Raw genomic sequence first — 13,788 nt, forward strand, 5'->3', positions numbered from 1 at the left:
AGGATCGGCCGCAGGCCGGCAACACGCCGGGCATGCGCTATCCACCTCTTGACCGCCCACCGCGATCAGTCGAGTTCAAGCATCTCGGGCTGGTTTCCGGGCTCTGGAGTTGTCCTTGCGGACCATCGCGACACCTTCCCAGGCTTCTCGCCCAGTGGTCTCCCGTTGCGACTTGAACTCCACCACCGTTGCGGGGGCAGCGCCGGATTCTGACCGGCTTCCCAATTCTCCGCTCCGTCGTCACGAAGCGGCACCTGAGATGCGATCATCTAATCACGGCAGCGATCGCGACATCGGCATGAAAGCGACATCGTCTCCATGCGGCGCGACACGCACGACAAACGCGGCGGCAGACGATCGTGGGGCTGACGGTGTTGTTTTCGGGGCGGATCGCGGCCCTCGCAACTCACCTCGAATCAGACTGCCGACTAAGGAAAAACACGTCAACGGTATCGAAAAGTGACTATTAGCAGTTTCTAAAATCGAACCGAACGGTTCGTTTCTGTTGACAATGCGTGCAGGACAGTGTGAACGCTGACGCCCGGACACACTCGGTGAGCCGGATGGCATGGCCACATAAGCCTTTGTATTATTTACATAAAGTAAGATGGTAGGCATGCTTATGAAAATTACAAGAGGTGAAATCATGGCCCAGCCGGAACAACTTCGTGATTGGAAACCAGCCTATGGCTTTCCCACATCGGGGCTGTCCGAACGACGCGAATTGCTCCCACCACACGCCGCTAGACGGACAGCAAAACTGGAGTACTAAAAATGAAAAAGATCATCCTTACTGCCGCGGCCGTTTTGGCCATCACCGGCAGCGCCTTCGCTGGTAGCGACAATTATGGTTCCAATGGTGCGAACCAGCCCGCTGCCGCGGTTGACAGCTCGTATACGGCTTCCATTCAGAAGTCGGCGCCCGCTGACAAGCAGCCCGTCGTTCAGGGCAGCGACCGCAACCTCTTCGGCCGTTAACAGCTGATCCCGATCCAAACAAAAGCGTAGCGGCCTGTCCGCCGGTCTTGGGATCTCGAAGAAATTCAGGAGTATTTAAAATGAAAAAGATCATCGTTGCTGCCGCCGCCGTTCTGGCCGTTTCCGGCAGCGCTTTCGCCGCCAGTGACAACTATGGTTCGAACGGCGCCAACCAGCCTGCGGTTACGTCGACCGATAGTGGCCACACGGCTTCGGTTGCGAAGTCGGATTCGGCTGCTCAGGCCCCCGCACAGGGCGCCGACCGTAACCTCTTCGGTCGCTAACAGACGATCGGGATCTGACCTCAGAGTTTTTCGGACAACGATCCCAGTCGAACATCGAACAAGCTGCAGAGCGGCGTGATCACCAACCGCTCTGCCACATGATGAAAATTCAGGAGACTTGACATGAAGAAGATCGCTCTTGCTGCCGCTGCGCTTTTGGTTGCCGCCGGCAGTGCTTATGCCCGCAACGACAATGTCGGCTCTAGCGCCGTCGACAACAAGGCGACCGTCAACGTCGACAACACCCGGACGTCGTCGGTGCCCAACACCGGTTCGCCGGTCTACAAGTTGTTGAACTCGTCGGGCGACGTACAGAAGTCCGCCCCGCAAGGCAGCGACCGGAACCTCTTCGGCAACCGCTAGAACGTTTCACCGTTTCACAGAAACGGCGAACCGCCCTATCTCTTTGTTTTTCGCAATTCCCGGACGGAAAACCGCTCACACTTTTCCTGGAATTGCTCTAACAGCCGAAATTTCCAAAAAGAGCGGCGGGCCTGGCCCGCCGCTCTTTTTTCATGCCAATACGACGCGCCGATCTCAGGCCGCCTTCACTTCCACCGGCTTGAGCGAGAAGGAATGCCCGTCGGCGTCGAAGATGTGCAGGTCGCCGGCATCCGCAGTCAGCCGCAGCTTCGCCCCGCGCTTGACCTCGACATTGCCGGGCAGCTTGGTCACCAGCGGCAGGTCGGCGCGGCCGATGTCGACATAGACCAGTTGGACCTCGCCGAGCTGCTCGACATAGTCCACCACGCCTTCGAAAAGATACTCCGTGCCGGTGGCAACCGACAGATCTTCCGGCCGCACGCCGAAGCTGACCGCCGCGCCCTTGGCGGACGCCGGCGTCGCAATCGGCACCGTGGCCTTGCGGCCACCGACATGGCTGACGATGGTCGGGTCGCCGGTCTTGTCGATTGTCGCCGGCAAGATATTCATGGCCGGCGAGCCGATGAACTGGGCGACGAACAGATTGCCGGGCTTCTTGTAGAGGTCCATCGGCGTGCCGACCTGCTCGATATGGCCGTCCTTCAGCACCACGATGCGGTCGGCCAGCGTCATCGCCTCGACCTGGTCGTGGGTGACGTAGATCATCGTCGTGTTGGGCATCGATTCCTTGAGCTTGGCGATCTCGATGCGGGTGGCGACGCGCAGTGCCGCGTCGAGGTTCGACAGCGGCTCGTCGAACAGGAACACTTTCGGGTTGCGCACGATGGCGCGGCCGATGGCGACGCGCTGGCGCTGGCCGCCCGACATCGCCTTGGGCAGACGGTCGAGATATTTGGTCAGCTGCAGGATCTCCGCTGCCTGCCGCACCCTTTTGTCGATCTCGGCCTTGCTTTCCTTGCCGATCTTCATCGAGAACGCCATGTTGTCGTAGACCGTCATGTGCGGATAAAGCGCATAGGACTGGAACACCATGGCAATGCCGCGCTTCGAAGGCGGCACATCGTTCACGACCTCGCCGGCGATCTTCAACTCGCCGGAGGTGATCTCCTCAAGTCCGGCGATCGAGCGCAGCAAGGTCGACTTGCCGCAGCCCGACGGGCCGACAAAGACGATGAACTCGCCCGACTTAATGTCGAGGTCGATGCCGTGGAGAATGTGCAGATTGCCGTATGATTTCTTCACCTGTCTCAGCGTGACATCGGCCATGATTTCCTCCCAGTGATTTCCCTAGAGAACCCAGATTTCCTCAAGAAATTCCGTTTCGTCAAAACTCAGTCGATGCGCCCGAACCAGGCGCCGTAGCCGCCGAGGCGGATGGAGCCTGTGCCGGATTGTCCCGAGAAACCGTGCCCGGCCAAGGGCTGCAGCGCCTGGCCGAGATCGACCTCGGCCGGCCTGCTGCCTAGATTGAAGACGCAGACGATCTGCTCATTACCCTCGCGGCGGGTGAAGGCGACGGTGTCGCCCTCGCTTTCAATGAACTCGATGTCGCCTTTGGCCAGCGCCGGATGCTGGCGGCGGAAGCCGAGGAAGCGCCGGTAGTGCTCGAGCAGCGAGGCGGCATCGCCCTGCTGCACGTTGACCGCTTGCGACAAATGCTTGCCCGGCACCGGCAGCCACGGCTTGGCCGTCGAAAAGCCGGCATTGCTGGCGGTTGCATCCCATACCATCGGCGTGCGGCAGCCGTCGCGACCCTTGAATTCGGGCCAGAAGCGGATGCCATAGGGGTCCTGCAGGTCCTCGAACTTGAGCTCGGCTTCGCCCAGCCCAAGCTCCTCGCCCTGATAGAGGCAGACCGAGCCGCGCAGCGACATCAGCAGCGCCGAGATCACCTTGAGATAGGCGGCCGGATCGGCCTCATCGGCAGCCCAGCGCGAAGCCGGACGCATCACGTCATGGTTGGAGAAAGCCCAGCATGACCAGCCGTCGCTGGCGACCTTGCCGAAGGCTTCCAGCACCTGACGCACCTTGGCGGCGCTGATCTTTTCCGGCGCCAGGAAGTCGAAGGAATAGCACATATGGACGCGCTTGCCGCCGGCCGTGTAGGCGGCCACCACTTCCAGCCCACGCTGCGAATCGCCGACTTCGCCGACGGCGGCGGTCGCCGGATATTCGTCGAGCAGCGCCCGGAACCGTTCGAGGAAGGCGAGGTTCTCCGGCCGGCTCTTGTCGTAGATATGGTCCTGGTAGTTGTACGGATTGACGGCGGGTGCGGTCTGGTCGTTGCGCTCTTCCGGCGGCAGCGGCGGGTTGTTCTCCAGCCCCTGGCTGTGGAAGTAGAAATTGATGGTGTCGAGGCGAAAGCCGTCGACGCCGCGCTCCAGCCAGAAGCGGGTGACGTCGAGTAGCGCGTCCTGGACTTCCAGATTGTGGAAGTTGAGGTCCGGCTGCTCGGACAGGAAATTGTGCAGGTAATATTGCTGGCGGCTGGTGTCCCACTGCCAGGCCGAGCCGCCGAAGATCGACAGCCAGTTGTTGGGCGGCGTGCCGTCCGGCCGGGCGTCGGCCCAGACATACCAGTCGGCCTTCGGGTTAGCCCGATTGGCGCGGCTTTCCTTGAACCATGGATGGATGTCGGCGGTGTGCGACAACACTTCGTCGATCATCACCCTGAGACCGAGGTGATGGGCTTCCGCCACCAGCGCGTCGAAATCGGCGAGCGTGCCGAACATCGGATCGACGTCGCAATAGTCCGAGACGTCGTAGCCGAAATCCTTCATCGGCGACTTGAAGAAGGGCGAAATCCAGATGGCATCGACACCCAGCGAGGCGATGTAGGGCAGCCTGCGGATGATGCCCTTGAGGTCGCCTATGCCGTCGCCATCGGAGTCCTGGTAGGAGCGCGGATAGATCTGGTAGATCACCGCGCCCCGCCACCAGTCGCGATCGACGGCGAGATCGGGTTTCGAAGTCGCCTTCAAAGCGGATTGCATCAGTCTCAACCTCCTTTGACCGAGCCGGCCAGCAGCCCGCGGACGAAATAGCGCTGCAGCGAGAAGAACACGATCAGCGGCACGATGATGGTGACGAAGGCCGATGTCGTCAGGATCTCCCAGTCGCCGCCGCGCGAACCGAGCAGCGCATTGAGCTTGGCGGTCAGCACGATCTGATCGCCCTCGGTGCCGAGGAAAACCATCGCCACCAACAAGTCGTTCCACACCCACAGGAACTGGAAGATGGCGAAGGAGGCCAGCACCGGGAACGACAGCGGCAGCACGATCTTGACGAAGATCTCGAAATCGCTGGCGCCGTCGATACGCGCCGATTCCATGATCTCTCGCGGCAGGCCGGCGATATAGCTGCGCAAGAGATAGATGGCGAAGGGCAGGCCGAAGCCTGTATGCGCCAGCCAGATGCCGAGATAGGTTTTCGACGGCACGCCGAAGAAAGTGCCGACGCCGTTGTACAGCTTGAGCAACGGGATCAGCGACATCTGCAGCGGCACGACCAGCAGGCCGATGATGACGGCGATCAGCAGCGCGCGGCCGGGAAAGCGCATCCAGGCCAGCGCATAGGCGGCGAAGGCCGCGATCAGGATCGGGATGACGGTCGCCGGAATGGTGACGGTCAGCGAGTTCATGAACGAGCGGCCGATGCCTTCCGAAAACAGCACCGTGTTGTAATTGTCGGTGGTGAATTTCGGCGGCGCCGACGAGGCATAGTAGACGCGTTGGCCACGGTCGCCCTCAAAGGCTTTCGGCGACGACATGACGAACGTGCCGTCAGCATTGAGCTGCAAGGTGACGCCGTCGCCGAGATCGGCAGTCGTGCCGGCCGGATATTGCGTCGGCGCCGCCGACTTGACGCCGAAAGCGCTGATGTTGCGGGCGGCAGCATCGCCGAAAATGTTGCCGGCAAGCACGAACTTGCCGTCCTTCTCGACCTGCGCCGAGGCAGCCGGCAACCGGCCGGCTTCGGTCTGGGTGGAGCTGGAGAACGAGTTCCACCAGCCAGAGGCGATGATCTGGTCCTTGTCGCGCAGCGAGGAGACCAGGATGCCGAGCGTCGGCACGGTCCAGATGGCGACGAAGATGAGCACGGCGATGTGGACGCCGAAACGGCTGCCAAAGGATTTTCCGGTCGCGACGGCCATCTCAATGTCCTCCCGTCTCTTTGTTCGCCTGGCGGATGTTCCAGACCATGATCGGGATGACCGCGATCATGATGATGATGGCGATGGTGGCGCCGCGGCCGAAATCACCGCCGCCGCGGAACATCCAGTCGAACATCAGATTGGCCAGCACCTGGCTGTTCCATTGGCCGTTGGTCATGGTCAGCACGATGTCGAACACTTTCAGCACCAGGATGGTGATCGTCGTCCAGACCACGGCAATGGTGCCCCAGATCTGCGGCACCATGATCTTCCAGAAGATCTGGAACGGATTGGCGCCGTCGATGACCGCGGCTTCGAGCGTCTCCTCGGGGATGCCGCGCAGCGCCGAAGACAGGATGACCATGGCAAAGCCGGTCTGGATCCAGATCAGGATGATCATCAGGAAGAAATTGTTCCAGAACGGCAGAGATATCCAGACCTGCGGCTGGCCGCCGAAATACTGGATGATGGCGTTGAGCAGGCCGATCTGCGTCTGGCCCTCGCCGCGATACTCGTAGATGAATTTCCAGATCACGCTTGCGCCGACGAAGGAGATCGCCAGCGGCAGGAAGATCAGGCTCTTGGCGATCGTGCCCCACCAGATCTTGTCGGTGAGCACGGCGATGATCAGCCCGAGGAAGGTACACGCCGCCGGCACCACCGCCAGCCAGATGATGTTGTTGAGGATCGAGTTGCGGAACTCGCGGTCGCCGAACGCCCATTGATAATTGGCGAAGCCAACGAAACTGGTGCCGCCGCGGTCGAAGAAGGAAAGCCACAGCGTCGCCACCACAGGATAGATCAGATAGACGGTGAGGATGATCATCGCCGGGCCGACGAACAGCCACGGACGGACCAGCCCTTGCCGGCGCAGATTGTCGATGGCCGCTGCCCCGGCGACGCCGCGCGACGGGAAAATCAGGTCGACCAGCTTGTTGGCGCCCCAGAAATAGGCGACGCAGCCGCCGACGCCGATGATGATGACAAAAATGGCCGATAAGATCTGAGCAGCCATGGGTCCCTCTCCCTGCGCATGATCGGCCGGGCCTTGAACAGCCCTGGCGATGTGGCAATGCGCCGATTTAAGTTATTCGGAACGAACGAACGCAAATCGGTCCGGCGTACGGCGCCGGTTGGATCCGGACCAACAAGGCCCGGATCCAGTCTGTGGAGGACGGCCTAGAACTGCAGCCTGAGCGGCTGCTGACTAGCCGCTGATTGCTTGGCCGCTGATTACTTGATCGCGTCCCAGCTCTTCTGGATGTCGGTTGCGACATCCTGGGCCGACTTGCCGCCGACTAGATCGATCATGCCGGTCCAGAAGGCGCCGGCACCGATCTTGCCCGGCATCAGGTCCGAACCGTCGAAGCGGAAGGTCGAGGCATTGGCGAGGATTTCGCCCTGCTTCTTCAGCGCGTCGCTGGCATAGGCATCCTTGTTGACCGACTTGAGCGGCGTCACGAAGCCGCCCTGGGCCATCCAGATTTCATGCGCCAGCGGCATCTTCAGGAATTCGATGAAGGCGCGTGCACCCTTCGAATCCTTGGTGATCATGGCGAGCGTACCGGCGCCGAGCACGGGCGTGCCCAGTTCAGGCTTGGACGCATAGGGCGGGAAGTAGAAGAAGTCGGCATCCTGGCCCACCTTGGTGCCTTCCGGGAAGAAGGTCGGGATGAACGAGGCCTGATGGTGCAGGTAGCATTTCGGCGGAACCGAGAAGAGGCCCTTGGGGCTGTCGCGGAAGTCGGTCGCGGCAACCGCCTTGGCGCCGCCATCGACCATCTTGTCGTCGGTGGCGATCTTGCCGAAGATGTCGATGGCGTTGACCACCGCCGGGTCGTTGAACGGAATCTCGTTCTTCACCCACTTGTCGTAGACGTCAGGCGCCTGGGTGCGCAGCATGATATCTTCGACCCAGTCGGTCGCCGGCCAGCCGGTGGCGCCGCCCGAGCCGAGGCCGATGCACCACGGCGTGCCGCCGTCGGCGATGATCTTCTTCTCGAGGTCGGCAAGCTCTTCCTGGGTCTTGGGAACCTTGTAGCCGGCTTCCTCGAAATTGTCCGGCGAGTACCAGACCAGCGATTTCACGTCGGCCTTGTAGGGGAAGGCGAAGAAGCCCGGCTTGCCGTCCTTGTCCTTGAAGGTGCCGAGGTCGACCCATGACTGGCCGGCGCCGTAATTGTCCTTGACCCATTTGGCGGTGTCGTCGCCGAGCGGCGTCAGCAGGCCCTTGGAGGCCAGATCCTGGATCAGGCCCGGCTGCGGCAGCACGGCGATGTTGGGCGGGCTGCCGGCCTGAGTGTCGATGACAATCTGTTGTTCGTAATTCTCCGACGAGGAGTATTTGATCTCGGCGCCGGTGGCTTCCTGGAAATACTCGAGAACCGTGCGGATGAGACCTTCGTCCTCGCCGCGCCAGGGTCCGAAGATGGTCAGCGTCTCGCCCTTGAGATCGACCTTTTTCAGCTCTTCGTAGTTGGCCCAGTTGAAGCGCTTGTCTTCACCCGGCTTGAATTTCAGTTCGGCTTGCGCCGGCAGGCTCAGGGCGAGCGTTGCAAACGCGGCGCCAAGCAGAAGCATCTTCTTCATCGGTATTCCTCCCAGTGGTCACATACACCCGGACGGAACCTCCATTCCGTCCGCCGACGCCGCAGGACTGTGACTCACTCGGAAAGGAACCGCAACCTTTCGAAAGAGTCTTCCAAAGCGCTTTGGTCCTTTTGATCTCGCCATTGAATCCGACGGAAGTCAAGAGGGTAGCGGGCTAACCGATTTAATTTCGGGCTGCAACACTTGATAAAGTGCACTGCAGCATAGTTTTTTGGCGATGCAGCAGCGTATTATGCTTCAAACTGGCCGGACCAGTGCGTATGGTCCCATGGTTCGGCAGCGCCCGTCATGGCGTCCGTGCGGATCCAAAATTAAAAGCGCTTTGAGGCTTGGAGGCCTCCCAGTGAACCTGAAACAGCTCTCCCATATGCTGGCTCTGTCGCAGACAACGGTCAGCCGTGCGCTGAACGGCTATCCGGAGGTCAACGAGGAAACCCGCCGGCGCGTGGTGGATGCCGCCAAGCGCCACGGCTACCGGCCCAACCCGAGCGCGCGCCGGCTGGCGACCGGCAAGACCGGCATGATCGGCTATGTTCTGCCGACCGGCGCCTCGGTCGATATCGATCCGCATTTTGTCGAGTTCCTCTCCGGCCTGGGCGACTATGCCCGCTCGCACGAACTCGACCTCGTTCTGTCGCCGGCAGACGCCGACGACCAGGAGACCACCTATCGCCGCATCGTCGCCAATCGCCAGGTCGACGCCGTCTACATCTCCTCGCCGCGGCCGGCCGACCGGCGGGTGGCGCTGGTCAACACGCTGGGCATTCCCTTCATCGTCCATGGCCGCAGCGACGGCTTCGATTTCGACTATCCGTTCACCGACATCGACAATGAGGGCGCCTTCCACGAGGCGGCCCGGCTGCTGGTCCAGCTCGGTCATCGGCGGCTCGCGCTCATCAATGGCGACGACCGCGAGACCTTCGCCATCCACCGCGAGCGCGGCATGCGCCGCGCGCTGGCCGCCAGCGGCCTGACACTCGGCGAGCGCCATGTCTGCTCGGTGACGATGACCGAGGAGAACGGCTATCGCGCCGCGCGGCGCCTGCTCGAACAGAGCGAACCGCCAACCGCGATCGCCTGCTCCAGCCTGATCATGTCGCTCGGCGTCGTGCGCGCGGTGCGCGACCTTGGCCTGACCATTCCCGGCGACCTGTCGTTGATTGCCCATGACGACGTTTTTCCATGGCTGAAGCCGGAAAATTTTTCCGTTCCGCTGTCGACGACACGCTCGTCGATCCGCCTTGCCGGCGCCCGCGTCGCCGAGCGGTTGGCGGCCCGCATTTCCGGCCTGGAGGAAGGCGCCCGCGGTGAGGTCTGGCCGGTCGACCTGGTGGTCAGGGGCTCGGTGGCGGGCGCGCCGGGTTAGGGTTAAAGATCCAACAGTCTCAACGGCCGCTGACGCCTTCATGGACCGCTTCTTCTGTGCGATTATCGAAGGACGCGATAGGCCGTCGAAAGGATTGCGGATCATGTACGACGAGATCATTGCGTGGCGCCGTGATCTGCACGCACATCCCGAACTCCGATATGAGCTACCGCGCACCTCGTCGTTCGTAGCCGACAAGCTGAGGGCGTTTGGCTGCGACAGCGTCACCGAGGGTGTCGGCATCAGCGGTGTCGTCGGGGTCATTGCGGGAAAAAGCCGGCCCTCCGGCAAAGTGATCGGTTTGCGCGCCGACATGGACGCGCTGCCGATCGAGGAAACGACCGGCCTTTCCTACGCATCGCAGATCCCTGGCAGGATGCATGCGTGCGGCCATGACGGACACACGGCGATGCTGCTGGGCGCCGCGAGGGCGCTCGCGGATACGCGCAATTTCGATGGCACGGCGGTGTTGATCTTTCAGCCTGCGGAAGAGGGCGGCGCCGGCGCGAAAGCCATGTGCGATGACGGGTTGATGAGCCGCTGGGGCATCGAGAAAGTGTTCGCCCTTCACAACGAGCCCGGGCTGCCGATCGGCCATTTCGCCACCCGCACCGGGCCGTTCGGCGCTGCCGTGGCCAGCTTTCGCATCACCATCGAAGGCAAGAGCGCTCACGCGGCCAGTCCGCAGGCGGGCGCCGACACGCTACTCCCCGCTGCCAACATTTTGATAGCTCTGCAAACCATCATCGCGCGCAACGTCCATCCGCTGAAGAGCGGGGTCATAAACATCGGCTTATTGAATGGCGGCGGTTCAGGAGCGGTGATCCCGCAATCAACGCTGATGCGCGGCACCGCGCGCTGGTTCGATCCCGAGGTCAGGGACATGATGCAGCAGCGCATCACCGAAATCTCGGAAGGCATTGCCGCGTCCTACGGGGCGGCCGCGACGGTCAAGTTCAGGAGCCTCTATCCAGTGGTCTGTCGCGCACGACATCATGGAAGCCGTTGATGCCGAGCATCCTCAGCTCATGGGGTCCGAGGATTTCGCGTTCATGCTTGAAGAGCGGCCCGGCAACATCGCGCTCATCGGCAATGGCGACACTGCCAGCTTGCATGACGCGTCATACGATTTCAACGACGCGACAATTCCCTATGGGGTCTCGTACTGGACGCGTCTGGTCGAGACGGCAATGTCGATAAACTCCGCATAGAAGGCCTGTGAAAGTTCGGAGCTGTGGGCCGTGGGACAACGGTCTGCCTGGCCCTGTCCTTGATTTGGCTTCTAGGGGGTGGCAACGAGTAAGCCAGAGCCATCGACCAGCCTACAGGTGCGCCACTTGCCCACATTCCCGTTCTCCGAAACGGATCCAATCCAGCATCCAGGTCCACCGCCGAAGAGTTCGGAGGTGGTGGTCATTGGTGGCGGTGTTATCGGCGTAACGACAGCGCTTTTCCTTGCGGCGCGGAACATCCCGGTGACGCTGCTGGAAAAGGGACGCATTGCGGCAGAGCAATCGTCCCGCAACTGGGGCTGGATCAGGAAGCAGGGACGAGATGCCGACGAGCTACCCATCGTCATCGAGGCTATTCGCCTGTGGCGGCAACTGGCTGAGGAGTGCGGCGAAGACATCGGGTTGACCCGGACAGGCGTGACCTATCTGGCGAACACCGACAAGGACATGGCCGGCTTTGAAGCGTTCATGAGGATCGCCGCGATCCATGCGCTCGACACGCGCCTCCTGGACGGTGGCGAAACTGCGAAGCTCATCAAAGGCATGTCGCGCACATTCAAGGGCGCGATGACGACGCCGTCCGACATGCGTGCTGAGCCCTGGCTGGCGGTGCCGGCGCTTGCCCGGCTTGCCGTCCGAAAGGGTGTCAAAATCGTAGAGAATTGCGCAGCGCGAACCCTCGAGATCTCGGCCGGCAGGGTCAAAGGGTTGTGGACCGAGGCGGGGTATATCGAGGCCTCAACCGTACTGGTCGCCGGAGGCGCCTGGTCGTCCCTATTCCTAAGAAGACACGGCGTCTCCATCCCCCAGCTCAGCGTCAGGGTAACCGTAGCCGCAACGGATCCCTTGCCCGAGATCTATGCAGGTGCGGCGACTGACGAACACATCGCTTTCAGGCGCCGGCAGGATGGCGGCTACACGCTCGCCGCGGGCGGCAGCCATTTGCACTACGTGGGGCCGGACGCATTCCGTCACGCCACCAAATACCTTCCGGCCCTCAGGGACAATCCGCTGGGAACACGCTACTTTCCGTTCGCGCCGTCAGGTTACCCCGATGCCTGGTCGACGCCGCGCGATTGGGCGCCGGATACGCGCAGCCCTTTCGAGAGAATGCGTGTGCTCAGCCCGGCCCCTGAACGGGCCCGTCTGCGTTCGATAGAACGCAAGTTCAAGCACCTCTTTCCGCAGTTCGAGACGGTTCGCCTGAAGGCAGGCTGGGGCGGCATGATCGACGCCATGCCCGACGTCGTCCCTGTCGTGGATCGAGTAGAGGCAGTCGGCGGCCTTTTCGTCGCGACGGGAATGAGCGGCCACGGCTTCGGTATCGGGCCTGGGATCGGCCGCGTCGTTGCCGACATGATCGCGGGAAACGAGACCGGGCACGACCTCAGCCGCTTTCGGCTGTCGCGCTTCTATGATGGAAGCCCCGTCCGGTTGGGTCCGGCCCTCTGAGTTGGTGGCGCGTATCCGCCTCTTCGTCGCCGCCTTCGTGTCCAGCCACCCGTAGCCAAAATCCCTCGCGTAGTTCATCTGCGATTTTGTTACCGAACGTCGGTTTCGGTGCAACCTTGCAGATACAGATGTGGAGCATTTAACAGACTGTTGAGTGGCTGCGTTGGCATAGCCTGAGACACCGAAAGCTCTACAGGAGAAGAACATGTCCATGTTTGAAACGGTCGCGCGTTACGGGGCGGCCATCAAAAACGCCCGTGAAGCACGAAAATCCGAACGCGTTCTGAACAGCCTGCCATTGGAAATTCAAAAGGATATTGGCTGGCCGGTTACGCCGCGCCAGAAAAGGCTCTCATCCAACAGCTGGGGCCGGATTCTCTGAGCGAAGCCAGGCGATCCCACGCCCACTCCCATGCTGCGTACAATACGTCCGTGGGAAGACAATGCGTCCGCTGAAAAGTCGGACCCTCATTTATCAACAGGAGTACGACATATGACCAAACACACGGAAACCGTTACCAATGGTGTCAACGTAGCCGCCCTGCTTGGCGCCCGCGAGGCACTGAAGGATGCCCCCGAGGCCGCAGGGTTCAAGTGGCGCGCGACGAGTGAGTGGGTCAAGGGAACCCACAACCGAGCTACCGTGGACGGATTCTTCGGCCTGGGCGCAGAACAGAAGCATCGCCAGACCTACAAGTTCGAGTCCGATCATCCGGAAATCTTTGCGTCCGAGGACAAGGGGGCGACACCCGTCGAGTTTGTGCTGGTCGGCCTGGCAGGCTGCCTGACCGCGGGCATCGCGGCTGTTGCGCAAAATCGCAACATCCAGCTCCACTCGGTCAAGGCCACGCTCGAAGCGGGCATGAATATCCAGGGCATCCTCGGCATCGATCCGGACGTGCGCAACGGCTTCGACGGCATCAAAGTGCACTACGATATTGACGCGGACGCCAGCGCGGAAGACATCGCCGCTCTCGTCGCGCAGTCGCAGAAGCGCTCAGCCGTCTTTGACGTGATCACCAACCCGACCGATGTAACGGTCACCTCGAGCAAGTCCTGATGAGCAAAAGCGCATCGCGCGGGATCGCCGGCACCGTTGACGTCGTCGTCATCGGTGCCGGTCACTCAGGCCTGGCGATAAGCTATCTGCTGGGGCAGCACTCGCTCAGACATGTGGTTCTCGAGCGAGGCGAGGTCGCGAATAGCTGGCGCACGGAACGCTGGGATTCGCTGCGCTTGCTCACGCCCAACTGGATGGCGCGGCTCCCCGACTACCCATACCAGGGCGACGACCCGGACGGCTACATGAGCGCCGGGCAGGTCGCCGAT

At 61.7% G+C, this 13,788-nt stretch carries 13 protein-coding genes, 1 pseudogene and 1 riboswitch; of the genes and pseudogenes, 9 read left to right on the forward strand and 5 right to left on the reverse strand.

Going from position 1 to position 13,788, the window contains the following annotated elements:
• Window positions 1–70: 70 nt before the first annotated feature.
• Window positions 71–273: riboswitch (cobalamin riboswitch) on the reverse strand.
• A gap of 501 nt (window positions 274–774) precedes the next feature.
• The 3 genes from AC04SH_RS10145 to AC04SH_RS10155 all read left to right on the forward strand — a co-directional run bounded on the left by AC04SH_RS10145 (window position 775) and on the right by AC04SH_RS10155 (window position 1,625).
• Entirely contained in the window at window positions 775–978 is a 204-nt protein-coding gene (locus AC04SH_RS10145; RefSeq protein WP_112565560.1) for a DUF680 domain-containing protein, read from the forward strand.
• Window positions 979–1,058: 80 nt separating this feature from the next.
• A complete protein-coding gene (locus AC04SH_RS10150; protein ID WP_192249324.1) occupies window positions 1,059–1,262 on the forward strand; it encodes a DUF680 domain-containing protein in 204 nt (67 codons plus the stop codon).
• A gap of 123 nt (window positions 1,263–1,385) precedes the next feature.
• Window positions 1,386–1,625 (forward strand): DUF680 domain-containing protein, encoded by a 240-nt coding sequence (locus AC04SH_RS10155; RefSeq protein WP_488574895.1) that lies wholly within the window; start codon window positions 1,386–1,388, stop codon window positions 1,623–1,625.
• A gap of 174 nt (window positions 1,626–1,799) precedes the next feature.
• On the opposite strand, the gene AC04SH_RS10160 is transcribed toward AC04SH_RS10155, so the two are convergent.
• From AC04SH_RS10160 to AC04SH_RS10180, 5 genes are all read right to left on the reverse strand, one after another.
• Entirely contained in the window at window positions 1,800–2,912 is a 1,113-nt protein-coding gene (locus tag AC04SH_RS10160; protein WP_192249318.1) for an ABC transporter ATP-binding protein, read from the reverse strand.
• 65 nt (window positions 2,913–2,977) lie between these two features.
• Entirely contained in the window at window positions 2,978–4,639 is a 1,662-nt protein-coding gene (gene bglA, locus AC04SH_RS10165) for a beta-galactosidase BglA (RefSeq protein WP_488574896.1), read from the reverse strand.
• 5 nt (window positions 4,640–4,644) lie between these two features.
• Complete coding sequence (locus AC04SH_RS10170) at window positions 4,645–5,799, reverse strand: carbohydrate ABC transporter permease (protein ID WP_488574897.1); 1,155 nt, start codon at window positions 5,797–5,799, stop codon at window positions 4,645–4,647.
• Window position 5,800: 1 nt separating this feature from the next.
• A complete protein-coding gene (locus tag AC04SH_RS10175) occupies window positions 5,801–6,814 on the reverse strand; it encodes a carbohydrate ABC transporter permease (RefSeq protein WP_488574898.1) in 1,014 nt (337 codons plus the stop codon).
• Window positions 6,815–7,032: 218 nt separating this feature from the next.
• Window positions 7,033–8,388 (reverse strand): ABC transporter substrate-binding protein, encoded by a 1,356-nt coding sequence (locus AC04SH_RS10180; protein WP_192249306.1) that lies wholly within the window; start codon window positions 8,386–8,388, stop codon window positions 7,033–7,035.
• Window positions 8,389–8,752: 364 nt separating this feature from the next.
• Between AC04SH_RS10180 and AC04SH_RS10185 the strand changes: the two genes are divergently transcribed.
• From AC04SH_RS10185 to AC04SH_RS10210, 6 genes and pseudogenes are all read left to right on the forward strand, one after another.
• Window positions 8,753–9,775, forward strand: a complete 1,023-nt coding sequence (locus tag AC04SH_RS10185; protein ID WP_455856921.1) for a substrate-binding domain-containing protein — start codon at window positions 8,753–8,755, stop codon at window positions 9,773–9,775.
• A gap of 103 nt (window positions 9,776–9,878) precedes the next feature.
• Window positions 9,879–10,986 (forward strand): annotated as a pseudogene (locus AC04SH_RS10190) (amidohydrolase).
• A gap of 126 nt (window positions 10,987–11,112) precedes the next feature.
• Complete coding sequence (locus tag AC04SH_RS10195; protein WP_488574899.1) at window positions 11,113–12,459, forward strand: NAD(P)/FAD-dependent oxidoreductase; 1,347 nt, start codon at window positions 11,113–11,115, stop codon at window positions 12,457–12,459.
• Between the two features lie 205 nt (window positions 12,460–12,664).
• Entirely contained in the window at window positions 12,665–12,841 is a 177-nt protein-coding gene (locus AC04SH_RS10200) for a hypothetical protein (RefSeq protein WP_192255001.1), read from the forward strand.
• 111 nt (window positions 12,842–12,952) lie between these two features.
• Window positions 12,953–13,519, forward strand: a complete 567-nt coding sequence (locus AC04SH_RS10205) for an OsmC family protein (protein WP_142867679.1) — start codon at window positions 12,953–12,955, stop codon at window positions 13,517–13,519.
• Window positions 13,519–13,788: NAD(P)-binding protein (locus AC04SH_RS10210; RefSeq protein WP_488574900.1), on the forward strand; the 270-nt coding region annotated here is incomplete at its 3' end. The genes AC04SH_RS10205 and AC04SH_RS10210, both read left to right, overlap by 1 nt.

The sequence above is a fragment of the Mesorhizobium sp. CNPSo 4688 genome, from assembly GCF_057784295.1.

What these genes read in the sequence shown, in the direction of transcription:
- AC04SH_RS10145 (WP_112565560.1), top strand. Translation starts at nt 775, where the DNA reads ATGAAAAAGATCATCCTTACTGCCGCGGCCGTTTTGGCCATCACCGGC.
- AC04SH_RS10150 (WP_192249324.1), top strand. Translation starts at nt 1,059, where the DNA reads ATGAAAAAGATCATCGTTGCTGCCGCCGCCGTTCTGGCCGTTTCCGGC.
- AC04SH_RS10155 (WP_488574895.1), top strand. Translation starts at nt 1,386, where the DNA reads ATGAAGAAGATCGCTCTTGCTGCCGCTGCGCTTTTGGTTGCCGCCGGC.
- AC04SH_RS10160 (WP_192249318.1), bottom strand. Translation starts at nt 2,912, where the DNA reads ATGGCCGATGTCACGCTGAGACAGGTGAAGAAATCATACGGCAATCTG.
- bglA (WP_488574896.1), bottom strand. Translation starts at nt 4,639, where the DNA reads ATGCAATCCGCTTTGAAGGCGACTTCGAAACCCGATCTCGCCGTCGAT.
- AC04SH_RS10170 (WP_488574897.1), bottom strand. Translation starts at nt 5,799, where the DNA reads ATGGCCGTCGCGACCGGAAAATCCTTTGGCAGCCGTTTCGGCGTCCAC.
- AC04SH_RS10175 (WP_488574898.1), bottom strand. Translation starts at nt 6,814, where the DNA reads ATGGCTGCTCAGATCTTATCGGCCATTTTTGTCATCATCATCGGCGTC.
- AC04SH_RS10180 (WP_192249306.1), bottom strand. Translation starts at nt 8,388, where the DNA reads ATGAAGAAGATGCTTCTGCTTGGCGCCGCGTTTGCAACGCTCGCCCTG.
- AC04SH_RS10200 (WP_192255001.1), top strand. Translation starts at nt 12,665, where the DNA reads ATGTCCATGTTTGAAACGGTCGCGCGTTACGGGGCGGCCATCAAAAAC.
- AC04SH_RS10205 (WP_142867679.1), top strand. Translation starts at nt 12,953, where the DNA reads ATGACCAAACACACGGAAACCGTTACCAATGGTGTCAACGTAGCCGCC.